The 23,919-nt window shown below is 64.7% G+C and carries 23 protein-coding genes; 6 read left to right on the forward strand and 17 right to left on the reverse strand.

Features of this window, described 5'->3' with window-relative positions:
• Both RX330_RS27355 and RX330_RS27360 read right to left on the reverse strand, forming a co-directional pair.
• Entirely contained in the window at window positions 1-1,536 is a 1,536-nt protein-coding gene (locus RX330_RS27355) for an ABC transporter substrate-binding protein (RefSeq protein ID WP_317240534.1), read from the reverse strand.
• Between the two features lie 130 nt (window positions 1,537-1,666).
• Window positions 1,667-2,863 carry a CaiB/BaiF CoA transferase family protein gene (locus RX330_RS27360; RefSeq protein WP_317240535.1) on the reverse strand — a complete coding sequence of 399 codons (1,197 nt, stop codon included), beginning with the start codon at window positions 2,861-2,863 and terminating at the stop codon, window positions 1,667-1,669.
• A gap of 195 nt (window positions 2,864-3,058) precedes the next feature.
• Between RX330_RS27360 and glgA the strand changes: the two genes are divergently transcribed.
• Entirely contained in the window at window positions 3,059-4,474 is a 1,416-nt protein-coding gene (gene glgA, locus RX330_RS27365) for a glycogen synthase GlgA (protein WP_212081064.1), read from the forward strand.
• A gap of 116 nt (window positions 4,475-4,590) precedes the next feature.
• Here glgA and RX330_RS27370 read toward each other — a convergent pair whose 3' ends face one another.
• The 3 genes from RX330_RS27370 to RX330_RS27380 all read right to left on the reverse strand — a co-directional run bounded on the left by RX330_RS27370 (window position 4,591) and on the right by RX330_RS27380 (window position 7,670).
• A complete protein-coding gene (locus RX330_RS27370) occupies window positions 4,591-5,541 on the reverse strand; it encodes an oxygenase MpaB family protein (RefSeq protein ID WP_317240536.1) in 951 nt (316 codons plus the stop codon).
• Between the two features lie 91 nt (window positions 5,542-5,632).
• Complete coding sequence (locus RX330_RS27375; protein WP_317240537.1) at window positions 5,633-6,781, reverse strand: patatin-like phospholipase family protein; 1,149 nt, start codon at window positions 6,779-6,781, stop codon at window positions 5,633-5,635.
• A 64-nt stretch (window positions 6,782-6,845) separates the two neighbouring features.
• Window positions 6,846-7,670: a 3-hydroxybutyrate dehydrogenase gene (locus RX330_RS27380; RefSeq protein ID WP_212081061.1), complete on the reverse strand. Its 825-nt coding sequence runs from the start codon at window positions 7,668-7,670 to the stop codon at window positions 6,846-6,848.
• A gap of 179 nt (window positions 7,671-7,849) precedes the next feature.
• Between RX330_RS27380 and RX330_RS27385 the strand changes: the two genes are divergently transcribed.
• A complete protein-coding gene (locus tag RX330_RS27385; protein WP_212081060.1) occupies window positions 7,850-8,731 on the forward strand; it encodes a LysR family transcriptional regulator in 882 nt (293 codons plus the stop codon).
• 179 nt (window positions 8,732-8,910) lie between these two features.
• On the opposite strand, the gene RX330_RS27390 is transcribed toward RX330_RS27385, so the two are convergent.
• Window positions 8,911-9,627, reverse strand: coding sequence for a peroxiredoxin-like family protein (locus RX330_RS27390; protein ID WP_317240538.1), 717 nt, complete (start codon window positions 9,625-9,627; stop codon window positions 8,911-8,913).
• Window positions 9,628-9,703: 76 nt separating this feature from the next.
• Window positions 9,704-9,988 carry a hypothetical protein gene (locus RX330_RS27395; RefSeq protein ID WP_317240539.1) on the reverse strand — a complete coding sequence of 95 codons (285 nt, stop codon included), beginning with the start codon at window positions 9,986-9,988 and terminating at the stop codon, window positions 9,704-9,706.
• Between the two features lie 240 nt (window positions 9,989-10,228).
• On the opposite strand from RX330_RS27395, the gene RX330_RS27400 reads away from it, so the two are divergent.
• Window positions 10,229-10,711, forward strand: a complete 483-nt coding sequence (locus RX330_RS27400; RefSeq protein WP_212081057.1) for a cupin — start codon at window positions 10,229-10,231, stop codon at window positions 10,709-10,711.
• Between the two features lie 89 nt (window positions 10,712-10,800).
• Window positions 10,801-12,003, forward strand: a complete 1,203-nt coding sequence (locus RX330_RS27405) for an MFS transporter (protein ID WP_212081056.1) — start codon at window positions 10,801-10,803, stop codon at window positions 12,001-12,003.
• Here RX330_RS27405 and ccoS read toward each other — a convergent pair.
• From ccoS to RX330_RS27455, 10 genes are all read right to left on the reverse strand, one after another.
• The gene (gene ccoS / locus RX330_RS27410; RefSeq protein ID WP_008550618.1) at window positions 12,000-12,167 is read right to left on the reverse strand and encodes a cbb3-type cytochrome oxidase assembly protein CcoS; all 168 of its coding nucleotides are present in this window, start codon (window positions 12,165-12,167) and stop codon (window positions 12,000-12,002) included. The genes RX330_RS27405 and ccoS overlap by 4 nt on opposite strands.
• Complete coding sequence (locus tag RX330_RS27415; RefSeq protein ID WP_317240540.1) at window positions 12,167-14,356, reverse strand: cation-translocating P-type ATPase; 2,190 nt, start codon at window positions 14,354-14,356, stop codon at window positions 12,167-12,169. The genes ccoS and RX330_RS27415 overlap by 1 nt, the downstream gene beginning before the upstream one ends.
• An 11-nt stretch (window positions 14,357-14,367) precedes the next feature.
• Complete coding sequence (locus tag RX330_RS27420) at window positions 14,368-14,859, reverse strand: FixH family protein (protein ID WP_317240541.1); 492 nt, start codon at window positions 14,857-14,859, stop codon at window positions 14,368-14,370.
• A gap of 19 nt (window positions 14,860-14,878) precedes the next feature.
• Entirely contained in the window at window positions 14,879-16,345 is a 1,467-nt protein-coding gene (gene ccoG, locus RX330_RS27425; RefSeq protein ID WP_212081053.1) for a cytochrome c oxidase accessory protein CcoG, read from the reverse strand.
• A gap of 121 nt (window positions 16,346-16,466) precedes the next feature.
• On the reverse strand, window positions 16,467-17,342 hold the full coding sequence (gene ccoP / locus RX330_RS27430) for a cytochrome-c oxidase, cbb3-type subunit III (protein ID WP_317240542.1): 876 nt from the start codon (window positions 17,340-17,342) through the stop codon (window positions 16,467-16,469).
• A gap of 6 nt (window positions 17,343-17,348) precedes the next feature.
• Window positions 17,349-17,513, reverse strand: a complete 165-nt coding sequence (locus RX330_RS27435) for a cbb3-type cytochrome oxidase subunit 3 (protein ID WP_028135114.1) — start codon at window positions 17,511-17,513, stop codon at window positions 17,349-17,351.
• Window positions 17,514-17,526: 13 nt separating this feature from the next.
• Entirely contained in the window at window positions 17,527-18,261 is a 735-nt protein-coding gene (gene ccoO / locus RX330_RS27440) for a cytochrome-c oxidase, cbb3-type subunit II (protein ID WP_317240543.1), read from the reverse strand.
• 11 nt (window positions 18,262-18,272) lie between these two features.
• On the reverse strand, window positions 18,273-19,922 hold the full coding sequence (ccoN, locus tag RX330_RS27445) for a cytochrome-c oxidase, cbb3-type subunit I (RefSeq protein ID WP_317240544.1): 1,650 nt from the start codon (window positions 19,920-19,922) through the stop codon (window positions 18,273-18,275).
• Window positions 19,923-20,288: 366 nt separating this feature from the next.
• Window positions 20,289-20,714, reverse strand: coding sequence for an HPP family protein (locus tag RX330_RS27450; protein WP_317240545.1), 426 nt, complete (start codon window positions 20,712-20,714; stop codon window positions 20,289-20,291).
• A gap of 33 nt (window positions 20,715-20,747) precedes the next feature.
• Window positions 20,748-21,581 (reverse strand): universal stress protein, encoded by an 834-nt coding sequence (locus RX330_RS27455; protein ID WP_317240546.1) that lies wholly within the window; start codon window positions 21,579-21,581, stop codon window positions 20,748-20,750.
• A 197-nt stretch (window positions 21,582-21,778) separates the two neighbouring features.
• Between RX330_RS27455 and fixL the strand changes: the two genes are divergently transcribed.
• Together fixL and fixJ are read left to right on the forward strand one after the other, a co-directional pair.
• Window positions 21,779-23,296, forward strand: coding sequence for a sensor protein FixL (gene fixL, locus RX330_RS27460; RefSeq protein WP_212081047.1), 1,518 nt, complete (start codon window positions 21,779-21,781; stop codon window positions 23,294-23,296).
• Window positions 23,297-23,299: 3 nt separating this feature from the next.
• The gene (fixJ, locus tag RX330_RS27465; RefSeq protein ID WP_317240547.1) at window positions 23,300-23,917 is read left to right on the forward strand and encodes a response regulator FixJ; all 618 of its coding nucleotides are present in this window, start codon (window positions 23,300-23,302) and stop codon (window positions 23,915-23,917) included.
• The last annotated feature ends 2 nt before the right edge of the window (window positions 23,918-23,919 follow it).

Consider the following 23,919-nt stretch of genomic DNA (forward strand, 5'->3'; position numbering starts at 1 on the left):
TCATTCAAGCCAGGTGGTGGAGACGTCGATCACGCCGTTGTAGATCTTCGGAAAGCCTTTCAGCTTGGTGCTCGACAAAGCGTAATAGGTGTTCTGGAAGGTCCAGAACCAGATCGCCTCCTTGTTGATCAGGCGGCTGATCGCGCAATAATCCTCGGTGCGCTGGCCGAGATCGGCGGTGACGCGGGAATGGTCGAGCAGCCGGTCCAATTCCGGATCGCTGAAGTTGGACAGCGCCAACGGGCTGCCGCTACGGAAGTTCGCATACATCTGCGGATCGGGATCGGCGAGGTCCACGATGCGCCACGGTGTCAGCTGGAACTGGCGGGTGAAGGCGCGCGAGGGAATGGTGGCCTGGTCGACCTGCTCGATCTCCATGTTGGCCCCGACGCGCTTCCAGAACTGCTGCAGCACCTGGCCGACCATGCGGCCGCGCGGCGTCGCGGTCACCAGCATCTTGAACTCGACCGGCTTGCCGTAATCCTTGATCAGGGCCTTGGCCTTTTCGACGTCGAACGGCAGTGCGCCGTCGTCCTTGCACTTGACCCAGGATCCGTCGCCATAGGGATTGCTCGCGGGGCGGCTCAGCCCGTTGCTGATCGCCTGTGACATCTTCGGACGGTCGATCGCCATCACCAGCGCCTGTCGCACGCGGACATCGTCGAACGGCGCCACTTTGGTGTTGAAGGCATAGACCTGCGCGCCCGAGCCCTTGTAGGTGTGCACGGTGAGCTTGGAGTCCTTCTGCGCCCTCATGATATTGTCGGCGTCGTTCTCGTCGTCCCAGATGATGTCGGCCTCGCCCGATTGCAGCGAGGCGAAGCGCGACTGCGCGTCGGGCAGCGGCTTCAGGATGATGCGATCGAGATACGGGCGGCCCTTGTCCCAGTAATTCGGGTTCTTCTCCAGCACCATGCGGTCGCCGGCGGTCCAGGATTTCAGGATGTAGGGACCAGTGCCGACGGGATTGCGATTATAGTCGTCGCCCTTGCTCTTCCAGGCCGTGGGCGAGTGCACGACGTTGTTCTGGCTCTGAATGGTGATCACCGCCGGAAGGTTCACCGAGGGATCGGTGAGATTGTAGACGAGCGTGTAATCGTCAGGCGCCAGCACTTCCTTGACGTTGGTGATGTAGAAGGCGCAGCGACACTTGTTGGCCGGGTTCTTCTGCCGGTCGAAGTTTTCCTTGAAGGCCTGCGCGTTGAACGGCGTGCCGTCGTGGAATGTCACGCCCTGGCGCAGCTTGAAAGTCCAGCTCATGTAGTCGTCGGAATGGGTCCAGGACACCGCAAGTTTCGGCGCCGCCTCGCCTTTCTCATTGAGCGTGGTCAGCGTGTCGAAGATTGCGGCGGCGGCGGTGAAAGTCGAAGTGTCGTAGACGCCGACCTTCAGCGGGTCGAAGCCGGCGATTTCCAGCTCCTGGCCGACGGTGATGCTGCCGCCTGATTTCTGCGCCTGTGCCGGCGCGACCAGTGCAAATGCCGCAGCAAGGAAAATCGGCACGCGCTTGCGTGCAACGGCAGCCGCCTTCGTCATGGTTCCTCCCGGGATCCTCGTCCGATGTTTCGGATCGTTGAATGACTGGAAAGCGAGATTGACGACAAATACACGGGACGGCAAGAGGAACGGACGCGGGCTCGAGCGCGGATGTGCGGCGCAATGTGATTTAGTTTGTCGCGGCCGTCTTGCCCGGCGAAACCGGCGCATCGCTCGCGGGGCCGATTTCATCGCGCAACGCGTCCGTATGCTCGCCGAGCACAGCCACCGTCCTGGCGGGCGTGGTGTCGGCGCCCGACATCCGGAACGGCAGATTGAGCACCTGAAAGGAGCCGGCCTCGTCGCGCACCTCGGAGAGCGCCTGCCGGTGCGCGAGCTGCGGATCGGCCAGCGCCTCGGACACTGTCCGATAGGCCGAAGCCGGGACGCCGGCCGCGCCGAGCGCGGCAAGGCATGCGTCGGTCCTGAGCTGCCGTGACCAGGCCTCGACGCCATCCATCATCTCGACCCAGTTCTCGCGGCGCGCGGCGTAGGTCGAGAAGCGTGGATCAGAGATCCAGGCGGGGCGGCCGATCACGCCCATCAAGCCTTGAAACGTCTTCTCGCTGGCGACAGTGATCATGACATAGCCGTTTTCCGTCTCGGTTGGCCCGAACATCGGGCGCGCGGTGGGTTTCACCGCGAATTGCGAGGTCTGCAACTCGGTCAGCGTCAGCGACAGCATCGTTTCCATCATGGAGACATCGATGTGCTGGCCAACCCCTGTCACCGTGCGCTGATAGAGCGCGGACGCGATTGCGCCGAAGCCGTAGGTGCCGGTGACGACGTCGGCATGATAGATGCCGCAATGATCGGGGCGGCTGCGGCCGGGCTGATAGGACAGATGCGCCATGTCGTAGCCGGAGGCCGCGTGGACCACCGGCGCATAGGCCGGCAGCTCGGCCGAGGGGCCGGTCTGGCCGTAGCCCGAGATCGAGCAGTAGATCAGCTTCGGGTTGATCTGGCGCAGGCTGTCGTAGTCGAGACGCAGCCGCCGCATCACGCCGGGGCGGAAATTCTCGACCAGGATGTCTGATGTCGCCGCCAGCCGGCGCACCGTCTCCTTGCCGTCCTCGGATTTGAGGTCGAGCACCAGGCTCTTCTTGCCGACATTGAGCTGGCCGAACGCCGTGCTGCACCCCTGGCGCAGCGGTGGTCGGGTCCGCATCGTCTCGCCGCCATCGGTCTCGATCTTGATGACCTCGGCGCCCATGTCGGCCAGCATCCGCGTGCAATGGGGACCGGCGATCGTGGTCGAAAAATCCAGCACCCGCAGGCCCGCGAAGGCTTTTGTCGTCGTCCCCTCATGCTTATCTGCTAGCTGCATGCCTGCCTGCGTCCTTGGGCTCTCTTAGGAACTATCGAAGTTCTCTGTTGTTGATGCGGCGACCCTAGAGGGCGGCGGCTGAGTAGGAAAGTGTTTACCGAACGGACGCGCCGCGTGGGCGGGCTTTAAGATTTCCAGGACAACTGGACCTGTTCTTGCATAGCAGCAGACGGGATCGACAGAGGGCAGCTGTTCTTGAGGGTCTTGTTCGTCACGACAGAGATGGACGACTTCGTCCGTGTCGGCGGCCTTGGAGCCGTTTCCGCTGCCCTGCCCCGCGCCCTTCGCTCTTTTGCCGATATCCGGATCATGCTGCCCGGCTATCGCGACATCATCGAGCAACTCACGCATATTCAGGTCGTCGGCCGCTGCCCGGCTTTCGCGGAGATGCCGGCCTGCTCGCTCGGGCGAGCCGCGACCAAGGACGGCCTGCCGGTTTACGTGCTGTTGTGCTCACAGCTCTACGACCGGCCCGGTAACCCCTATGGCGACGAGTCCGGGCGCGATTGGCCGGACAACGACATACGCTTTGCGCGCTTTGCCTCGGCAGCTGCTGAGCTGGCCATGGGCAAGCTGGACAAGAATTGGGCAGCAGACCTGATCCATGCCAATGACTGGCCAGCCTCGCTCGTGCCGGCCTATCTCGCCTGGCGCGGCGCCAAGCTGCCGTCGATCCTGACCATTCACAACCTCGCCTATCAGGGTCTCTTCCCGAAGGACGCGCTGCGGCGGATCGGCGCACCGGAGAGCTCCTTCCACATCGACGGCGTCGAATTCTACGACCAGGTCTCCTTTCTCAAGGCCGGGCTGGTCTATGCCTCGCACCTCACCACCGTCAGCGGCACCTATGCGCGGGAGATCACGACGGAGGAATTCGGCTGCGGCCTCGAAGGCCTGCTTCGCGTCCGCTCCGACGCTTCCGAACTCACCGGCATCCTCAACGGCATCGACGAGAGCTGGGACCCGCGCTCCTGCGCCCAGCTTGCCCAGCAGTTCGGCGCCGGCGACTGGATCGGCAAGAAGGCCAATGCGGATTACGTCCGCAAGCAGTTCGGCCTCGCGGTGTCGCGTGGGCCGATGTTCGGCATCGTCGCCCGCCTCGTACATCAGAAGGGCATCGACCTCGTGCTGTCGGCCGCCGACGAGATCGTCGATGCCGGCGGACAGATCGTCGTGACGGGCTCGGGTGAGCCGGCGCTCGAGCAGGCCCTGATCGACGCCCATCGCCGCCGCCCTGACGCCATCGGCGTGGTGATCGGCTTCAACGACGCCCAGGCGCGCCGCATCTTCGCCGGCAGCGACTTCACGCTGATGCCCTCGCGCTTCGAGCCGTGCGGCCTCAGCCAGATGTACGCCCAGCGCTTCGGCTCGCTGCCGATCGGCCACCAGACCGGCGGCCTCGCCGAGACCATTACCGACGGCGAGACCGGCTTCCTGTTCTCGAAACCCTCGCGCGAGTCTTTCCTGGGCGGCGTCCGCCGCGCCTTCTCGGCTTTCGTGGCGCAAGACCAGCTCGACACCATGCGCCGCAGCGCCATGGGACGCTCGTTCTCCTGGAGCATCTCCGCCGGCAGCTACAGCGCGCTGTATCGGAAGCTGGCGTCCGTGTGAGACGCGACGGCGCTTCCACGGCCTCCGTTAATACGAGCCCCACCCCAACACCGTTTAGCCCGAGAGCTTCACAAGCTCTCAGGATGACGGGGCTAGTCTAGAAGCAGCGGAGATCCTCACCCCTTCCCGCGCACCTCCATCTGCGGCCGACCGATCCAGGCGCGGTTCAGGCAGCGGATCATCCAGTCGGGCTTCGGCTCGCCCCGCAAGCGCGCCTGCGCTTCCTGATAGGGGCCGACATAGCGCAGCCGGTTCGGCAGTCTTGGATAGACGCGCCGGATCCATCTCACCGCACGGTCAGCAGATCTGGTGTCGCGCTCGTCGAGCACAAACCCGAAGCCCGCACGCAACCGCTCCGGCAACATCCTCGCCGTGAGCGCGCGATACCAGCGCGGCGGCCGCAACCATGGACGCGCACCGCCAAAGATCTGCGTCGCGATCTCGCGTGCCGCCGGGCTCACGGTCAGCGTCTCCGATTGCACCATCCCCGCGGTGTAGGCTGTAAAGCCCGACCAGTCCGCCGGCAGGTCGTCCGCCGTCAATCCGAACAAGGCGCCGAACAGCCGGCTCTCGGTCCAGTAGCGCTCGCGCTCCTCCGCCGAGAGAGGTGGCAGCACCAGGTCGTGCGCCATGAGCGCGGACTCAACCAGCGTCGCGTACACCCACCGCAGCGACGGGATGTCGTTGGCACAATAGCGCGAGCCTGCCGCGAAGGGACCGACCGTCTCGGGCATCTCGCCGACGATCACGCCGTGGCGCCGATGCAATTGCCGAGACGACAGCAAGGCCCGGTCGAGCGAGCCGAACACCATGGCAAAGACGATGTCGAAGGTGCGATGGAAGCGGCCGATCGGGTCGGCCAAGGTGCGGGAATGCTCGGCGATGGCGGCGGCGACCCAGGGATGCGCCAGTTGCAGCAACAGCGCGCGTCCTGCGCCGAGAAAGATGACGGCCTCCCGGTCGATCCGCCAGGTCACCGTGTCAGGACCGAACACACCGGCAACCGGTCCCGCCGCGTCGGCGCGGACCCGATCGAGTGTTGCTTCGAGATCCTTCTCAGCGACCAAGTGCAGGCCTCGTGACGAAGAGACGGCAACAGTAACCCAGACGGCGCCCTCGGGAAATCGTCATCGCTCAAGACAATGAGCGACGAGGCCTTCACTCCGCCGCAATCGGCAGCACGTCCATGTGCTCGTGCAGCACCACCCCCGCGAGCGGATCGAATTCGCCGATCCACGGTTTGCGTTCGAGCACGGACCTCGTGTGAGCATAGCCGGCGTCCCAGCGCCGCATGATGCCGGACGGGCTGAAGTCGATGTCCTTGGTATGGGTCTCACGGTCGAGCTGCGGCGCCAGCAGCCGCACGACATGCATCCTGGTCGGGCAGCCGTAGCCGACCAATTCCTTTACCGCGGGGTCGCGGCGCTCGCTCTCGGAGAGACGCGCGGCGAGCTGGTTGATGACGTGGCGCAGTCGGTGGGCCTGCTGCTGGCGGGCAATCTGGCTCGCGATGCGGCTGGAGTACTGCACGTCCTTGTGCCGGTTCAGCACCTCCGCCATCGTCGTCGGCTCGGCGCCGACGGGATTCCACAGGTGCACAGCGAAGATCAGCGAGTTCTTGCGCGGATTATCGTCGAACACAGCCTCCGTCGGCGTGTTCGAGAGAATGCCGCCATCCCAGTAAAGCTCGCCGTTGATGCGCACCGCCGGAAACGCCGGAGGCAACGCGCCCGAGGCCATGACATGCTTCACGGTCAGTTCGCCGTCGCGGCTGTCGAAATAGCGCATCTGGCTGCTGCGGACATGTGCCGCGCCGACCGTCAGCCGCGGTGAACAGCGATTGACCAGGCTGAAATCGACCAGCTCCAGCAGCGTCTTCTCCAACGGCGCGGTTGAATAGAAGCCGGCGTGATCCGCTCCCAGCGGATAGGAATCCCCCGCATGCGCAAGCGCGTTGGGACGAAAAAAACCGGGAATGCCGTGGGTGACGGTCGACCAATAGGCCAGCTTCTCGTTGAAGCCGGGAAAGGCGGTTCGCAGATTCCAGACCGGGTTCTGCTCCATCCGCTTCCAGAATTCCTTCAAATGGGCCAGCCGCTGGCCGGGCTCGTTGCCCGCGATCAGGCTCGCGTTGATCGCGCCGATCGAGGTGCCGATGATCCAGTCCGGCTCGATCCCGGCCTCATGCAGCGCCTGGTACACCCCAGCCTGGTAGGACCCGAGCGCACCGCCGCCCTGGAGCACCAGCACGACCTGCCCCGGCAGTGTTGCACCCTTGCTCTGCGGGTTGTCCTGCATGCCGTTCATGTCTTGCTCCTGGTCAGCTTGCACCGATCGAATTCGTCGCTGCAGCTTGTTGCGCCGGCCCATGTCAATGCGCGGTCCAGCCGCCATCGACCGGCAGCGCGATGCCAGTAATCGAAGCGGCCGCGTCCGTCGACAGGAACACCGTGAGTGCGCCGAGCTCACCGACCGTGGCAAAGCGCTTGTTCGGCTGCTGCGCGAGCAGCACGTCGCGGATGACCTGATCGCGGGAAATGCCGTGCGCCTTGGCTTGCCCGTCGATCTGCGCTTCCACCAGCGGCGTAGAGACGTAGCCCGGACAGACCGCGTTGCAGGTGATCCCCTCCTCCGCAGTCTCCAGCGCCGTGACTTTGGTCAGACCGACGATACCGTGCTTGGCGGCGACATAGGCCGCCTTGAACGGCGAGCCGACCAGGCCGTGCGCCGAGGCAATGTTGATGATCCGGCCAAAACCGTTCTGGCGCATCGCCGGCAGCGCGAGCCGCGTCGTGTGGAAGGCCGAGGTCAAGTTGATCGCAAGGATCTGGTCCCATTTCTCGATCGGAAACTGCTCGAGCGGCGCGACATGCTGGATACCGGCGTTGTTGACGAGAATGTCGAGCCGACTCGATTGGGCGATGGTGGCCGCGATCATCTCGGCAATGGACTTCGGCCTCGTCATGTCGGCCGGAGAGTAACTCGCCTTGACGCCGAACTCGGCGGCGATCTGCTCGCGCGCCCGCCCGATCTCGCTGGCGACGCCGAGGCCGTTCAGAACGACATCGGCGCCGGCCGCAGCCAAGGCGCGTGCGATGCCGAGACCGATGCCGCTGGTGGAGCCCGTGACCAGCGCCACCTTGCCGGCGAGTACGCGTGAAGGCTGAGATATCTGCGGCTTCAGCGGTATATTCATGGCATGGGCTCCGTTGGCGACGACTGGGCTTCCAGCTTTCGCAGAACCCTGGAGGATCGCCGGCGCAAACGGAAATACTGGCTGGCTTCCGACTCCATACGTCCGCGCTATCGCGGGCGGGATGTCATTTCCCGCTCCGATCGGTTAGATTTGCGGCCGATCTTGCTGGGAGCCGATCCATGGAAATGCACCAGGTCCGCTATTTCCTCGCGGTGGCGCAGCTGCTGAATTTCACGCGCGCGGCAGAGGAGTGCAACGTCACGCAGCCTTCGCTGACGCGCGCGATCAAGCAACTCGAGGCCGAGCTTGGCGGCGATCTGTTTCGCCGCGAGCGGCCGGCGGCGCAACTGACCGAGCTCGGCCAGCGCATGCATCCGCTCCTGAAGCAGTGTTTTGACGCCGCCGCCGGTGCGCGCTCGCTCGCCTCCTCGTTCAAGAGCGGCGAGGTCGGCGCGCTGCGCATTGCCTTGACGCATTCGATCGACCTCGCGCTGCTCATTCCCCATCTCGATCAGATCAAGCGGCAATTCAACCGGCTCGAATTCCGCTTCCTGCGCGGCTCGAATCGGGAGGTCGGCGACTTCCTCAAAAAGGGGGAAGCGGAGCTCGGCATCGCCGCCGAGATCGACGAGACCTGGGACCGGCTCGACGTCTGGCCGCTGTTCACCGAGAGCTTCGAGCTCGTGGTCGGTGACGGACATCGGCTGGCCGGCCGCAACAGCATCGAACTGGACGATCTGCGCTCGGAGCAACTGCTGAGCCGGACCTTCTGCGAGCACTCGCGACGCATCGCGGCGAGCCTGCGCGAGCACGGCATCGAGCATGGACACGAGATTTCAAGCGAGCGCGATCTGATCGAGCTCGTCGAGGCCGACATCGGCGTCGCCATGGTGCCGCACACTTCTCCCCTGCCGGAGAAGCTGACGCGAACCGCCGTCGCCGGGCTGGACGCCCGCCGCACAGTCAGCCTTTACGGGGTGGCCGGCCGGCAGCGCACGGCGGTCGCCAATGCCGTGATGCGTATGCTGCGCGGCGCAGACTGGCGCGAGATCGCGGGGTAGCGGGGGCGAATGACGGCGCGCTTCTTCCTTCTCCCCTTGTGGGAGAAGGTGGCGCGAAGCGCCGGATGAGGGGTTCTATCCGCGTAGTCGACGCAAAAGACTCACGCGCGGAGAGAACCCCTCACCCGTCTCGCACAAAGGGGAGAGGGAAAGAACACGCCGCTATCAAAATTCCAGACCTAGCTCTCCCTGCTCGCATCCTCCAACGCCGCGAGCAGATCATCGATCTCCATGCGTTTGCGGAAATCGGGGTCGACGAAGCGGGCTTTGACGATCCCGTCGCGGCCGACCACGAACACGGCCGGGATCGGCAGTATCCAGCCGTCATTGCCGTGGAATTTCGCCATGTCCTGATAGGACAACAGGTCCTGGATCTCGGCGCCAAGCCAGATCGCGAGATTGAGGGACAGCGCATAGCCGTTGTCGAGATCGGTCAGGACCGGAAACGGCGCGCCGGATTCGGCTTTGAGCTGCCTCGTGTATTCCTGCGTCTCCGGCATGACCGCAACGATCTGCGCCCCGGCGGCCTTGATACGATCGAGCGCCTGGACCACGGCGCGGACATTGAGCCGGCAATAGGGACACCAATGGCCGCGGAAGAACATGACGGCCAGCGGGCCGCGCTCCAGCAACGAAGGCAACGTGACGAGACGCCCGCCCTCGTCCGGCAGCATGAACGGCGGCATCGCATCGCCCGGGCGCGGCGCGGCTTCGCCACCGCCGTTCCCGCCCAGTCTCGCCACGAGGCGATCGACGGCCTCGCCATAGGCCGGAAAGACCGTACGGCTGGCATCGGCATAGGCGCGGAGCTGTTCGTTCAGCGTGCCCTCCATGTCGCGGCAGCGCTGGAAGGCAAGTCTGAGCTGTTCGGCATCGGCTGGCGAGAGGAATGTCATCTTCTGCTCCGGCATGGGCGAATATTAGTTTCCCGGCTGGGCCGCCCGCAAGGGCGGCATGGATGCCAGGATCGGTTCAGTTGACGTAGAAATTGCCGGTCGGATCGAGCCGTCCCGAGGTGGAGTACAGCGATCCGTTGTTCATGAAGAAAACGGTGTTGTCGGGCACCTTCCTAGCGTTCTTCATCATCGCCTCGTGACTCTTCCCGGCCGAGGCCATGGCCATCGCCGACATCTTGCCGGGTCCGCCATAGACGTAGGCCGTGCCAGCCTTGAGGTCCCAGGCGACCTCCGAGAAGGCCGCAGTGGCGATGACCGCAAACGCAGCGGTGAAAATCAGGGCCTTGGACACTCTCGTCACGACATGCTCCTCCGGATCGACGCGAACGCCCGCCAATCGGGCGCTTGCCATCGGACGCCGAAAGCTGCGGAAGCGGAAATGCCGATACCCAATCGGTTCGATAGCGGGCGCGTATCGCGCTGCGATAGCGCCGGGCTATCGCAGCGAGAGCGAAAGGGCATTTCAGAACGAGCGTTGTTTCAAACAAGGTCCTGACACAGCCGGTGACCACCGCGGTCGCGGCCAACATAGGAGACTCTCATGTTCAAGCATCGCACATTGCTCCGCGCGGTCTGGCCGGGCCTCGCGGTCTTCGCCGCGCTTACGCTCTCGGCGCAGCCAGTCGTTGCCGGCGAGTGCCCGGCCGGCAAGATCAAGCCGAACGCCCAGCAGATGGTCGACTACAAGCCCGTCGGCGTGACCGATGTTACGCTCGGTGCGATCGACCTCGGCAAGCAGCCGGCCCGTATCGAGGGCCGCGAGCTGCGCTTCCGCAAGCTGACCATCGAGCCCGGCGGCATCGTGCCCTGGCACAGCCATGACGACCGTCCCGCGCTGATCTTCGTGCAGCAGGGCGAGATCGTCGAATACGCCTCCAACTGCGTCGATCCGATCTTGCACAAGGCCGGCGACATTCGTCCCGAAGTTCACGGCACCTCGCATTGGTGGAAGAACCTCGGCAAGGACACTGTCATTCTCTATGTCGGCGACGTCCGCAAGGATCCCAACGACCACCACATGTAACGGGTGCACCCAGCCCCAGCGCACTCGTTACGAGATGTGGCGCCCGGGACTCCCCACCCCGGGCGCCGCATTCCCACAGGACAATCGCCATGACCGATCTTTCCGCGCCGATCAAACCGGCCGCAACGACGATGGAGGCGCACGCGCCGGGTCTGGCGCTCCGCTCGCTCGTGATCGGCCTTACCGCATTCCTGACCGTGGTCGACCTCTTCGCAACGCAGGCGATCCTGCCCTCGCTGACGCGGCACTACGGCGTCACGCCCGCGGCGATGGGGTTTGCCGTCAACGCCAGCACCTTCGGCATGGCCATTGCCAGCGTCATCGTCGGTCTTTTCAGCCCGAACATCGACCGGCGGACCGGGATCCTGCTCAGCCTGACGCTGCTGGCGATCCCGACCAGCCTGCTGGCCTCGGCGCCGAACCTTGCCGTCTTCACCGCCCTGCGCGTCGCGCAGGGTCTGTGCATGGCGTCCGCCTTCGCGTTGACGCTGGCTCATCTCGGCGAGCAATGCAGCGCGATGGACGCCGGCGGCGCCTTCGCGGCCTACATCACCGGAAACGTCGCGAGCAACCTCGTCGGCCGGCTGATCTCGGCGGCGGTCGCCGATGGGCTCGGCCTCGCCTGGAATTTCTATTTCTTCGCGGCCCTCAATCTGGCGGGCGCGGCGCTGGTTTACTTCACGATCAAGCACGTGCCGCCGATGCAGGCGGCGGCGCCGGCGAAATCTCCGCTGGCGGCCATGATCGCGCATTGGCGTGATCCGCGATTGCGCGCGGCCTTCGGCATCGGCTTCTGCATCCTGTTCGCCTTCATCGGCACCTTCACCTTCGTCAATTTCGTTCTGGTCCGGCCGCCGCTGACACTGGGGATGATGGATCTGGGCCTCGTCTATTTCGTCTTCCTTCCATCGGTCGTCACGACGCTTCTGGCCGGCAAGGTGGCATCAAAGCTCGGAACGCGTCCGACGATCTGGGGCGCGCTCGCAGTTGCCGGGCTGGGCCTGCCCTTGATGCTGATGCCGCATCTGAGCGAAGTCCTCGCCGGCATGGTTCTGGTCGGCGTCGGCACCTTCTTCGCGCAGGCCGCTGCCACCGGCTTCGTCGGACAGGCGGCGACCGACAACCGCGGCATCGCCAGCGGGACCTATCTTGCGTGCTATTTTGGCGGCGGGCTGGTCGGCACGGCCGTGCTCGGTCGTCTGTTCGACGCCTTCGGCTGGCGTGCATGTGTCGCCGGGGTCGGCATGGCGCTTGCGGCCGCGGCCATGCTCACCTTCGCCCTGAGGCGCTAACGCTTGGCCGGCGCTTCCTGCGGTGGCTCGTCGTCGGCGATGGCGCGCCAGGCGGCGCCGTCGAGATCGTCGTACTGGCCGCTTCTGAGCGACCACAGGAAGGCGACGAGACCGGCACCTCCGAGCATCAGCGCCAGTGGAACGAGGATGACCAGGATTTCCATCACACGATCTCCCGCGAGGCGCTGCGCGCGCGCAGCGAATTCAGCATGACCAGGATCGAGGATCCGCTCATTGCAGCCGCCGCGATCAGGGGCGTCACCACGCCGCTGATGGCAACCGGCACCGCCAGGACATTGTAACCGATCGCAAGCCAGAGGTTCTGCCGCATCAGGTGCAGCGCCTTGCGCGAAGCGTCGATGGCCGCGACCACCGGAGCCAGCGGCCGGCCGAGGAAGACGAGGTCGGCAGTGGCCTGGCTCAGATGCGCGGCCGAGATCGGCGACATCGAGACATGGGCTGCCGCGAGCGAGGGCGCGTCGTTCATGCCGTCGCCGACCATCAGCACTTTCGCGCCGCGCCGCTTCAATTCCTCGATCCGCGCGATCTTGTCGGCCGGGGTGACGCCGGCGCGCCATTCGGGAATGTCAAGCGCATGGGCCGCCGCCTTCACCGCCTGCTCGCGGTCGCCGGAGAGAATCTCGATGCCGATGTTGCGCGCCTTCAGTGCCGCGATCACGGTCTGTGCATCCGGACGCAGGCCTTGGCGGACCGAGAGGATGAACCTTTCCTCGCCCTTGCTGAAAGCGACGATGGAGGCTTCGGGATCGACCATGGCACTGCCGACCAATGCCTCCGCTCCGCAGAAAGATGGACGGCCGAGACGAATCTCGACGCCGTCCACGGTCGCACGGACGCCCTGTCCGGTCTCCTCGACCGCACCGACGACAGGTGATCTGGCGGCGGCCGCCTGCGCGACGGCGGCGGCAACCGGATGATGGCTCGACAGCGCGAGGCGGCCGGCGAGCTCGAAGACATCGGCGGGAAGGTCCGCGGCATTCATCACTTCGAGATCGGGGAGCGTCAGCGTGCCGGTCTTGTCGAAGATGACATGGTCGGTCTCGGCCAACCGCTCGATCGCGTCGCCGGAATTCAGCAGCACGCCGGACTTGAACATCGCGCCGGAGGCGATCGTCTGCACGGTCGGAATAGCAAGCCCCAGCGCGCAGGGACAGGTGATGATCAGCACGGCGACGCCGGTTACGATTGCATCATGCCAGGACGCGCCGGCAATGACCCAGCCGAGAATGGTGATCAACGCGGTCGCATGCACCACCGGCGCGTACAGCCGCGAGGCGCGGTCGGCGAGGCGCATGTAGCGCGAGCGCGCCTGCAGCGCGTTGTCGAGCAGCCGCGTGATCTCGGCGAGCAGCGTCGCCTCGGACGCGGCCGAGACCCGCACCCGCAGGGTGCCGGAGATGTTCATGGAGCCCGCATAGACCGGCGTGCCCTGCCCGGCCGTGACATAGAGCGTCTCGCCGGTGATCAGGCTCTGGTCGATCTCCGAACGTCCCTCGATCACCGTGCCATCGACCGCGCAGCGCTCGCCGGGCCTGAGCAGCACGATGTCGCCGGGATGGATCGCGGCCACCGGCACCTGCGAGATTTCGTCAGGGCCGACGAACTTCGCGGCCGTCTCCGCCTTCAGCGCCGCAAGATTGCCGGCGACGGCGCGGGTCCGCCGCCGCATGTTCTGGTCGAGGAATCGCCCGACCAGCAGGAAGGTCAGCAGCATGATCGCCGCGTCGAAATAGGCGTGCTCGGCGTGGTGGATGGTCTCGACCACGGACATGCCGAGCGCCAGGATCACCCCGATCGAGATCGGCACGTCCATGTTGGTTGTCTTCGCCGACAGCGCGCGCCAGGCCGAGCGGAAGAACGGCTGACCGGCATAGGCCGCCGCCGGCAATGCGATCAACGCCGACAGCCAGTGGAAGAAGTCGCGCTGCTCGGGCAGCATGTCCGAGACGTTACCCGACCATACCGGGATCGACAGCATCATCACGTTCATGGTGGCGAACGCCGCGACGCCGAGGCAGCGCAGCAGGAGTCGCGATTCGGCGACCTCCGCCACCTCCGCACTCTCGGTCTCGAACGGATAGGCCTTGTAGCCGAGCTCATCGAGCCGATCGATGAAGCGGGAAGGATCGAGCGTGCCCGCTTTCCATTCCAGCGCGACGCGGCGGTCGGTCAGGTTGACGCGCGCCAGCGTGACGTCGGGGATGGCAGACAGGCCGCGTTCGATCTTGGCCATGCAGCCGGCGCAGTGAACGCCTTCGACCGCGAGATCGATGTGCTGGACGCCCTCGCCCGCGGTCCGGACGTAGTGCGAGAAATCCCGCGTGACGTGCATGACTAGGTCCTTCAGTTCAGGATCACGCGGTTGCGCGACAAGAACACGCGCGTTCCCCGCGCCTCGCCCTCGATCACCAGATCCCATTGACCCGGCCCGACGGACGCGGCATTGCCACGATAGAGGCCGATGCCGGCCTCGGTGAGCTCGACGGCGAGATCGGCGCGCTTGTCGGTCGGCCGCTCCAGGCGTCCGCCAAATCTCAGTCCGGCGATCGGCTGACCGCCGGCATCGCGCGCTTCGACCTGGACCACGGCGCCGCCGTCGCTGCGGCGCTCGATATGGGCGTTGACCTTCCATTTGCGCAGCGCCTGGTCATGCGCCGCCGAGATCTCGCGGTCGTAGGTCAGGCCCGCGGCATAGGGGCTGTCGACATCGGTGCCGGGCAGCGTCGCGATCGCCAGCTTCATCATGGTGACGTTGACGCCGATCACGAGACCGAAGAATGCGACCAGCATCAGGAAGACCTTCGTTCCGGTCAGCGGCTTCGGGGCGGATGCCATGGCTTGCTCCAGACTTTTCTCAAGGAGAGACGAAATTGTCGGTGGCGGAAGCGACTTCGCCGAGCCCGATATCGGTAACGTGGAAACGGACGGGGACCGACTTCTCCGGATTGTTCTCGGCCGGCGCGGTGACGAGCAGCCGCAGCTCGCTGGTGGAGTCGCGCGGGATCACGATCATCGGCCGATCCGGCGTCACCGAATCGACGCCGATCACGTGAATGGTCGCGTTGGCCGGACCGTTCGCGTCGATCGCGATGACGCGGTCGTAGCCGCTCTTGTTCAGCAGGCGCACCGTGTAGGCGTTGCGGATCGAGCCGTCGCTGAGCTTGACCGCGACCGGATTTCGGTCGTGCAACACGTTGACGTCGAGCAGGCTGCGCGTCGCCAGCGTGTAGACCATGAAGCCGCCGATGGCCACGATGATCGCGCTGTAGACGATGGTGCGGGGCCGGACGACGCGGTAGATCGGCGCCTTGCCTTCCTGGCGGCGATGGATGTTGATGTCGTTGTCGTAGCCGATCAGGCGCTTCGGCCGGCCGATTTTCGTCATCACGTTGTCGCAGGCGTCGATGCAGAGACCGCACTGGATGCATTCCATCTGCGGTCCGTTGCGGATGTCGATGCCGGTGGGGCAAACCGCGACGCACTGGTAGCAATCGACGCAATCGCCGACCTGCTCGCCGAGCGCACGCAGCTCGGCGGCCTTCTTGACCGACGTGCGCTTCTCGCCGCGGTCGTAGCGGTAGGTGACGTTGAGTGCCCATTCGTCGGTGAGTGCGGCCTGGATCCGCGGCCACGGGCACATATAGGTGCAGACCTGCTCGCGCATGTAGCCGGCGAGCAGATAGGTCGTCGCGGTGAGGATGCCGATCCAGATGTAGGCGATCATGGGCCCCTGGAAGGTGACGAGCTCCTTCACCAGCGTCGGCGCATCGTTGAAGTAGAGCACCCAGGCGCCGCCGGTCCACCAGGCGATCATGAGCCAGATCGAATGCTTGAGCACGATCTCGGAGATGCGCTCGAGCTTCATCGGGTCGGACGATTTGTCCTTCTTCATCCGCTCGCGCCGGTCGCCCTCGATCAGACGTTCGACGGCGTAGAACAGGTCGGTCCAGACGGTCTGCGGACAGAGATAGCCGCACCAGATCCGGCCGCCGACCGAGTTCATCAGGAACAGCGCCACCGCAGCCACGATCAGCAGGCCGGTGAAGTAGTAGACCTCCTGCGGCCACAGCTCGATGAAGAAGAAGTAGAAGCGGCTGTTGGGAAGATCGATCAGAACGGCCTGGCTGGGAGCGCCGAGGCCGCGGTTCCAGCGCACGAAAGGCAGGAAATAATAGACGCCGAGGCAGAACGCCATCAGGCCCCATTTGATGCGACGGAACGTTCCGGAGACGCTCTGGGGATAGACCTTCTTGTGGGCCGCATAAAGCGGCCCGCTATCGTCCGCCGGCTTCAGCTCTTTCGGGTTGACGATCTTGTTCATCGCGGAATCTTCTCAAGAGGTGCGATTGAACCTAGACCCGGTGTCCGCCGGTCACTTGATCCAGCGCAAACGGGGGCGTTTTTCTGCGCCCCCGTTTGGAAATCGGCCGTGGTCCGCCGGCTTATTTGCCGCCACCGAGCGAGTGGACGTAGACCGCCATCGCCTTGATGGTGGCGGGATCGAGCCGGCCTTCCCAGGCCGGCATCACGCCGGCGCGGCCCTGGCCGATGGTCTCGATCAGGCTCGCCTCGTCGGAGCCGTAGAGCCAGATCTTGTCGGTCAGGTTCGGTGCGCCCAACTCCTGGTTGCCTTTGCCGGCATCGCCGTGACAGGCGGCGCAATTCTCCGCGAAGATCTTCTCGCCCTTGGCGGCATCGAAGCCGTTGCGGGTCGAAAGGCCCGCCAGCGACCGCACGTAATTGGCGACGGTGACGATCTCGTCGCTCTTCAGCACGCCGTCCTTGCCGAAGGCGAGCATCTGGCCCTCATGCGTCTTGGCATGGCCGGACCGCACGCCGAACTGGATGGTCTGCATGATCTGGTCGAGCGTGCCGCCCCACAGCCATTCGTCGTCGTTCAGGTTCGGATAGCCCTTGGCGCCGGCGCCACCAGAGCCGTGGCAGGGCGCGCAATTGTCGCCGAACACGGTCTTGCCCTTGGCGCGTGCGAGCGCCAGCAAGGCCGGGTCCTTCTCGATGTCGGCGAGCGAGGCCGCGCCCAGCGCCACCATCTTGTCACCGCGGATCTTCTCGAGGTTGGCGAGTTCGACCGCGACGTCGGCGCGCGAGGAGTAACCGAACATGCCCGTGGTGTTGCTGGAGATCAGCGGCCAGGCCGGATAGACGACCCAGTAGCCGATCGACCAGACGATGGTGAGGTAGAAGCAGATCACCCACCAGCGCGGCAGCGGCGTGTTGAGCTCCTTGATGCCGTCCCACTCGTGTCCGGTCGTGGACTTGCCGGTGACGGTATCGATGTCGCTAGAATGGTCGGTCATGGTTCTCTACTCCTCCCGCAAGGGCAGGTGCGCGGCTTTGTCGAACACAGCCTTGTTACGGGGCCAGAATGCGTAGGCGATGATCGCGAGAAAGATCGCGACGAACACCGGTGTCCAGATCGTCGTCACGAGATCGGACGCTAGATTATGGACTGTCAGGATGGCTTTCATCGTTCATGCCTTCTCAGCGAAGATTGGCTTTCTCGTTGTAGATCTTGAAGTCGACCAGCGTGCCGAGCATCTGCAGGTACGCGACCAGCGCGTCCATCTCGGTCGGCGTACCGATCTTGCCGTCGAAGTTGCGCACGACGGCCTTGGCGTAGCGCTTGCCGAAGGCGTCGGTGCCGGCATTCTCGGGGTCGGCCTGGGCCTTCAGGTCGGCGGCCGCATTGGCGATCTGCTCGTCGCTGTAGGGGACGCCGACGGTCCTGAGCGCGCGCATGTCGCCGGCGATCGCATCGGGGTCGATCTCGTTCTTGCTGAGGAACGGATAGCCCGGCATCACCGACTGCGGCACGATCGCGCGCGGATTGGTCAGATGGGTGACGTGCCAGTCGTCGGAGTATTTGGCGCCGACGCGGGCAAGATCGGGTCCGGTACGCTTGGAGCCCCACTGGAACGGGTGATCGTACATGCTCTCGGCGGCGAGCGAGAAGTGGCCGTAACGTTCGACCTCGTCGCGCAACGGCCGGACCATCTGCGAATGGCAGAGATAGCAGCCCTCGCGAACGTAGACGTTGCGGCCCACGAGCTCCAGCGGCGTATAGGGCCTGACCCCGTCGACCTTCTCGATCGTGCTCTTGAGGTAGAACAGCGGGGTGATCTCGACGAGACCACCGACCGCGATCACCAGCAGGATGCCGACGATCAGGATGATCGAGTTCTTTTCGAAGATTTGGTGACGTGTCCAGAACGACATGGTTGAGCTCCTCACTCCGCCGGCTGAAGAGCGACGGGCATCTGGACTTCCTGTTCGCCGACGCGGACGGTCATCCAGAGGTTATAGGCCATGATCAGCGCGCCGATCAGGAACAGACCGCCGCCGGCGGCGCGGATGATGTAGAAGGGATGCATCGCCTCGACGGTCTCGATGAAGGAATATTCGAGGAAGCCGAGCGAGGTGTAGGCGCGCCACATCAGACCCTGGAGGATGCCGGACACCCACATCGCCGAGATGTAGAGGACGATGCCGAGGGTCGCGACCCAGAAGTGCCAGTTGACGAGCTTCAGGCTGTAGAGGCCCTTGCGATTCCAGGCCCACGGCACCAGGCAATAGAGCGCGCCGAAGGAGACGAAGCCGACCCAGCCGAGCGCGCCGGAATGCACGTGGCCGATGGTCCAGTCGGTGTAGTGGCTGAGCGAGTTGACCACCTTGATCGACATCATCGGGCCTTCGAAGGTCGACATGCCGTAGAATGCGACGGAGACCACGAGCATGCGCAGCACGGGATCTGTGCGCAGCTTGTCCCAGGCGCCCGACAGCGTCATCAGGCCGTTGATCATGCCGCCCCAGGAGGGCATCCACAGCATGATCGAGAAGGTCATGCCCAGCGTCTGCGTCCAGTCCGGCAGCGCCGTGTAGTGCAGGTGGTGCGGGCCGGCCCAGATGTAGAGGAAGATCAGCGCCCAGAAGTGGATGATCGACAGCCGGTAGGAATAGATCGGCCGCTCGGCGCGCTTCGGGATGAAGTAGTACATGATGGCGAGGAAGCCGGCGGTCAGGAAGAAACCGACCGCATTGTGGCCGTACCACCACTGGAACATGGCGTCCTGGATTCCGCCCCAGGCGACGTAGGACTTCGAGCCGAACACCGAGACGGGAAGCGCCGGATTGTTGCCGAGATGCAGGACCGCGATCGTCACGATGAAGGCGAGATAGAACCAGTTCGCGACGAAGATATGCGGCTCTTTCCGCTTGATGAGAGTGGCGACGAAGACGAGCAGATAGACCACCCAGACGATGGTCAGCCAGAGGTCGGCATACCATTCCGGCTCGGCATATTCCTTCGATTGCGTGACGCCGAGCAGATAGCCGGTGCCGGCGATCAGAATGAAGAAGTTGTAGCCCAGCACGACGAACCACGGCGCGAGATCGCCGGCGAGGCGCGTGCGGCAGGACTTCTGCACCACGTAGAACGAGGTCGCGATCAGCACGTTGCCGCCGAAAGCGAAAATCACGGCGGAGGTGTGCAGCGGCCGCAGGCGGCCGAAGCTGGTCCAGGGCAGATCGAAGTTCAGCGCCGGCCAAGCCAGTTGCGAGGCGATGATAAGGCCGACGAGGAAGCCGGCAATGCCCCAGAACATGGCCATGAAGGAGGAGAACTTGATCGGGCCCATGTTGTAGTTCGGGCGGCCGTAGATCTCCGCCGGCGGAAGCGCCGCCGGACGGTCGAGGTAGCGGTTGACGATGACGAACACCGCGGCCAGGCTCGCAGCCGCGCTGAGCGCGGCATGGAAGGCGAAGGGTGTGTCGAGCGCCTTGGCCGAAGCGATCACGCAGAGGAAGGCGGTGACTGCGAACACGACAGCCAGGCCGCTTTCACCGATGGTCATGGATTTGGAGATGGAGGGCTGGCTCATGCGGATTCTCTCTGAAAGAACACGCCGCCAGAAACCACATTCACCCTCGCGGGGAATTGATTGAAATCAAGATAGGTGGATTTCTGTTAACGTGGACTGATGCAGCGCCAGTCGAAATGCCTGCTCCCCGTAGGCGCACGGCCATCTCCGTTGAGGGCTTTTCCTGAAACCATCCTTCGAGAGTCCGCTCAAGGCGGACTCCTCAGATGAGGACGGAGTGCGTGGCAGTTAGATTCAACGGGCACCGGCGTCGATTAGCCTCGTCCCGAGGAAGGCGCATAGGCGCCGTGAGGACGAGACGCGCCTGAAACGAAAACCTCCGTGAGATTACGGAAGTTGGAACCTCATGACCGAAGGGGGCCGCGTTCAGTCGCGCGCCGTCGCCTTGAGGGCCGCGATGACGTCCTCGCGGGCGATGATTCCGACCAGTTTCTGCGCGCTATCGAGAACGATGATGCTCCTGATGCGGTGTTCGACCATGATCTGGAGCACGCGCGTCAGCCGCGTGTCGGGACTGACATAGATGAACTCGGGCGTCATGACGTCGCCGATCTTGCGGCTCATCAGGTCGTGATAGCGGGGCAGCATCTGGCTCGGCGTGAAGGCGAAGCATTTCAGAATGTCGAATTTGGTGACGATGCCGACTACCTGCCCGTCGTCCTCCACCGGATAGGAATTGAAATCGTCGGTCTCGAACATCTCGCTGAGCTCGAGCAGGTCTCGATCGCGCTGCACCGCCTTGACGTTGCGCGTCATGTAGCCGTCGACGGTCTGTTCAAGAAATCTGTACACGGCGCGTCCTCCTCGATTCGATTCTACCTGCCGTCAATGTGACAGCAGCACGCTGCGGGCAGTCTGCGTGACCAGATACTGGGTGACGCCGCCCAGGATCAGTTCACGAAACCTCGAATGACCATAGGCGCCCGCTACGATCAGGCCGGCATCGACGTCGCCTGCGGCTTTCTCCAGTTGCGCGGCGGCGGTTTCGTTCCGGGCGCCTTCGCAGATGCGCGCCGTCGCGGTGACGCCGTGGCGGGCGAGCCAGGCGGCAACGTCGGTGACGCCGGCCGTCGCGACCGAACGGTCGTCATCGCGCTCCGGAATCGTGGCGATGGTGACGTCCCTCGCCTTGCGCAGAATTGGCAGCGCATCGGCCACCGCCCGTCGCGCCTCCGGCGTGTCCTTCCACGCCACCAGCACGCTGCGCAGGTCGAGCCAGTTGGCCCGGTCGGGGACGACGAGGAGTGGGCGGCCGGCCTGCATCACCAGATCCTTGGGGCTCGCGAGCGCGAACGCGTCGGAGAAGGCCGGGCTCTGCCCGCCGCTGACCACGATGTCGGCGCAACGCGCCTGCGCCAGGGCGAATCGCGCCGGAAAATCCATGGCGCTGCGCCACTCCGCATGTCCGCCACGATTCCTGGTAGCGGCACGGAATTGTGACTCCAGGCCCGCCAGTCGCCGGCTGATCGAAGCTTCGCCCTCGTCGATCAGCGCTTGCGCCTCTGCGCCGTCGGTGAAATAGAGCGGCGGCGCAAACCGCGCCGCGGCGACCCCGACGATGGCCGCTTCGAATCGTTCGGCGAGCTCGCCGGCGACCTGAAGACGCGCCTCGTTGGACTGATCGAGCGCCAGACTGACCATCACCGTCGCGTACGTCATCGGAATTCTCCAGTGCAGAAAGCTCAGTAAGATTTACGCCAGCCTCCGCACATGGGGATGAGATAGATCAAGGAGGCCGCCGGCACCCGATTTGCCCTCCTTAGACTCGACGGAACTTGCCTCCGGCCCGGCCTTAGGCGACATTAGGGGAGCGGTAACCCCGTCCGGGGCCGCCGCATCAGGATCAGGAGCTTCATTTGTCGCCGACCCGCGTAACGCACTCGCAGGACGATGGTCGGGGCGAACGTTTCCGCGTTCGGATCGAAGGATTTGGCGTCGGCACCTGGGATCTCGACCTCGCGACGCGGGAATTGGACTGGTCCGAGACCGCCAGCGCTCTGCTCGGCGTCGAGCGGAATCAGCCGGCGAGCTACGACCTGTTCATGTCGCAGCTTCAGCCCGCGGACAGAGAGCGGGTCGAGAGCGCGATCAATCGCGTTTCCGAGCGGGGCGGCAGCTTCGATGTATCCTTCAGGATCACGAATGCCTCCGGCACCGGGCAATGGATCCGCGCCCGGGCAGGACTCCTTCGGGACGAAGCCGGCGCCGCCCGTCATCTCACCGGCATCTTTCTCGACATCGACGAGGAAAAGCAGGTCGAGGAGGCGTTGCGCACACGCGAGACCCACCTCCGCTCCATCCTTCAGACCATTCCCGACGCCATGATCGTCATCGACGGCCACGGCATCATGCAGCTCTTCAGCTCGGCCGCAGAGCGCCTGTTCGGCTGGTCAGAGCACGAGGCGATTGGCCAGAACGTCAACATCCTGATGCCGGAGCCCGATCGCACCCGCCACGACGGCTACATCGCCCGTTACCGCACCACGAACGATCCGCACATCATAGGCATCGGCCGCATCGTGACCGGCAAGCGCCGCGACGGCACGACTTTTCCGATGCATCTGTCGATCGGCGAGATGGAATCCGGCGGCGAGCCCTATTTCACCGGCTTCGTCCGCGATCTCACGGAGCACCAGCAGACCCAGGCCCGGCTCCAGGAATTGCAAGCTGAGCTCGTCCACGTCTCGCGGCTGACCGCGATGGGCGAAATGGCCTCCGCGCTCGCTCACGAGCTCAATCAGCCGCTGGCGGCGATCAGCAATTACATGAAGGGATCGCGGCGCCTCCTCGCCGGCAGCAGCGATCCCAACATGCCGAAGGTCGAAAGCGCGCTGGATCGCGCAGCGGAGCAGGCCTTGCGCGCCGGCCAGATCATCAGGCGCCTGCGCGACTTCGTCTCCCGCGGCGAATCGGAGAAGCGGGTCGAGAGTCTGTCCAAGCTGATCGAGGAGGCCGGTGCGCTCGGGCTCGCCGGCGCGCGCGAGCAGAACGTGCAGCTCCGCTTCAGCCTCGATCCTGACGCCGATCTCGTCCTTGCCGACCGCGTGCAGATCCAGCAGGTGCTGGTCAATCTGTTTCGCAACGCACTCGAAGCAATGGCGCAGTCGACGCGGCGCGAACTCGCCGTCGCCAACACCCGTGCTGCCGACGACATGATCGAGGTGGCGGTCTCCGACACCGGCTCGGGCTTCCGGGAGGACGTCATTCCAAACCTGTTCCAGACCTTCTTCACCACCAAGGACACCGGCATGGGCGTGGGTCTCTCCATCAGCCGCTCGATCATCGAGGCTCACGGCGGCCGCATGTGGGCCGAGAGCAATGCAGCGGGCGGAGCGACATTCCGCTTCACCTTGCCGGCAACCGACGAAAGCTGATTCATGACGACCAAGGGACATGTCTACGTTATCGACGACGATGCCGCGATGCGCGATTCGCTGAACTTCCTGCTGGATTCCGCCGGATTCGGCGTCACGCTTTTCGACAGCGCAATCGCCTTTCTCAATGCCCTGCCCGGGCTCGGCTTCGGCTGCGTCGTCTCGGACGTGCGCATGCCCGGCCTCGACGGGATCGAGCTGCTGAAGCGGATGAAGGCGCAGCAAAGCGCGTTCCCGATCCTGATCATGACCGGTCACGGCGACGTGCCGCTCGCGGTCGAGGCGATGAAGCTCGGGGCGGTCGATTTTCTGGAGAAGCCGTTCGAAGACGACCGTCTCACCGCCATGATCGAGTCGGCGATCCGCCAGGCCGAGCCCGCCGCCAAGAACGAAGCCGTCTCGCAGGACGTCGCCGCCCGAGTCGCGTCCTTGAGTCCCCGGGAGCGCCAGGTCATGGAAGGACTGATCGCGGGCCTGTCCAACAAGCTGATCGCACGCGAATACGACATCAGCCCGCGCACCATCGAGGTCTACCGGGCCAATGTCATGACCAAGATGCAGGCGGGCAGCCTCTCGGAACTGGTCCGGCTGGCGATGCGTGCCGGCATGCTCAACGATTGAGA

Source organism: Bradyrhizobium sp. NDS-1 (genome assembly GCF_032918005.1).
GTDB classification, from domain to species: Bacteria; Pseudomonadota; Alphaproteobacteria; order Rhizobiales; family Xanthobacteraceae; genus Bradyrhizobium; species Bradyrhizobium tunisiense.

Coding starts and splice junctions, on each gene's coding strand:
- RX330_RS27385 (WP_212081060.1), top strand. CDS start 7,850: ATGGAAATGCACCAGGTCCGCTATTTCCTCGCGGTGGCGCAGCTGCTG.
- RX330_RS27435 (WP_028135114.1), bottom strand. CDS start 17,513: ATGAAAGCCATCCTGACAGTCCATAATCTAGCGTCCGATCTCGTGACG.
- ccoO (WP_317240543.1), bottom strand. CDS start 18,261: ATGTCGTTCTGGACACGTCACCAAATCTTCGAAAAGAACTCGATCATC.
- ccoN (WP_317240544.1), bottom strand. CDS start 19,922: ATGAGCCAGCCCTCCATCTCCAAATCCATGACCATCGGTGAAAGCGGC.
- RX330_RS27360 (WP_317240535.1), bottom strand. CDS start 2,863: ATGCAGCTAGCAGATAAGCATGAGGGGACGACGACAAAAGCCTTCGCG.
- ccoG (WP_212081053.1), bottom strand. CDS start 16,345: ATGAACAAGATCGTCAACCCGAAAGAGCTGAAGCCGGCGGACGATAGC.
- RX330_RS27405 (WP_212081056.1), top strand. CDS start 10,801: ATGACCGATCTTTCCGCGCCGATCAAACCGGCCGCAACGACGATGGAG.
- RX330_RS27400 (WP_212081057.1), top strand. CDS start 10,229: ATGTTCAAGCATCGCACATTGCTCCGCGCGGTCTGGCCGGGCCTCGCG.
- ccoP (WP_317240542.1), bottom strand. CDS start 17,342: ATGACCGACCATTCTAGCGACATCGATACCGTCACCGGCAAGTCCACG.
- RX330_RS27390 (WP_317240538.1), bottom strand. CDS start 9,627: ATGACATTCCTCTCGCCAGCCGATGCCGAACAGCTCAGACTTGCCTTC.
- fixJ (WP_317240547.1), top strand. CDS start 23,300: ATGACGACCAAGGGACATGTCTACGTTATCGACGACGATGCCGCGATG.
- ccoS (WP_008550618.1), bottom strand. CDS start 12,167: ATGGAAATCCTGGTCATCCTCGTTCCACTGGCGCTGATGCTCGGAGGT.
- RX330_RS27375 (WP_317240537.1), bottom strand. CDS start 6,781: ATGAACGGCATGCAGGACAACCCGCAGAGCAAGGGTGCAACACTGCCG.
- RX330_RS27455 (WP_317240546.1), bottom strand. CDS start 21,581: ATGACGTACGCGACGGTGATGGTCAGTCTGGCGCTCGATCAGTCCAAC.
- RX330_RS27380 (WP_212081061.1), bottom strand. CDS start 7,670: ATGAATATACCGCTGAAGCCGCAGATATCTCAGCCTTCACGCGTACTC.
- RX330_RS27420 (WP_317240541.1), bottom strand. CDS start 14,859: ATGGCATCCGCCCCGAAGCCGCTGACCGGAACGAAGGTCTTCCTGATG.
- RX330_RS27355 (WP_317240534.1), bottom strand. CDS start 1,536: ATGACGAAGGCGGCTGCCGTTGCACGCAAGCGCGTGCCGATTTTCCTT.
- RX330_RS27415 (WP_317240540.1), bottom strand. CDS start 14,356: ATGCACGTCACGCGGGATTTCTCGCACTACGTCCGGACCGCGGGCGAG.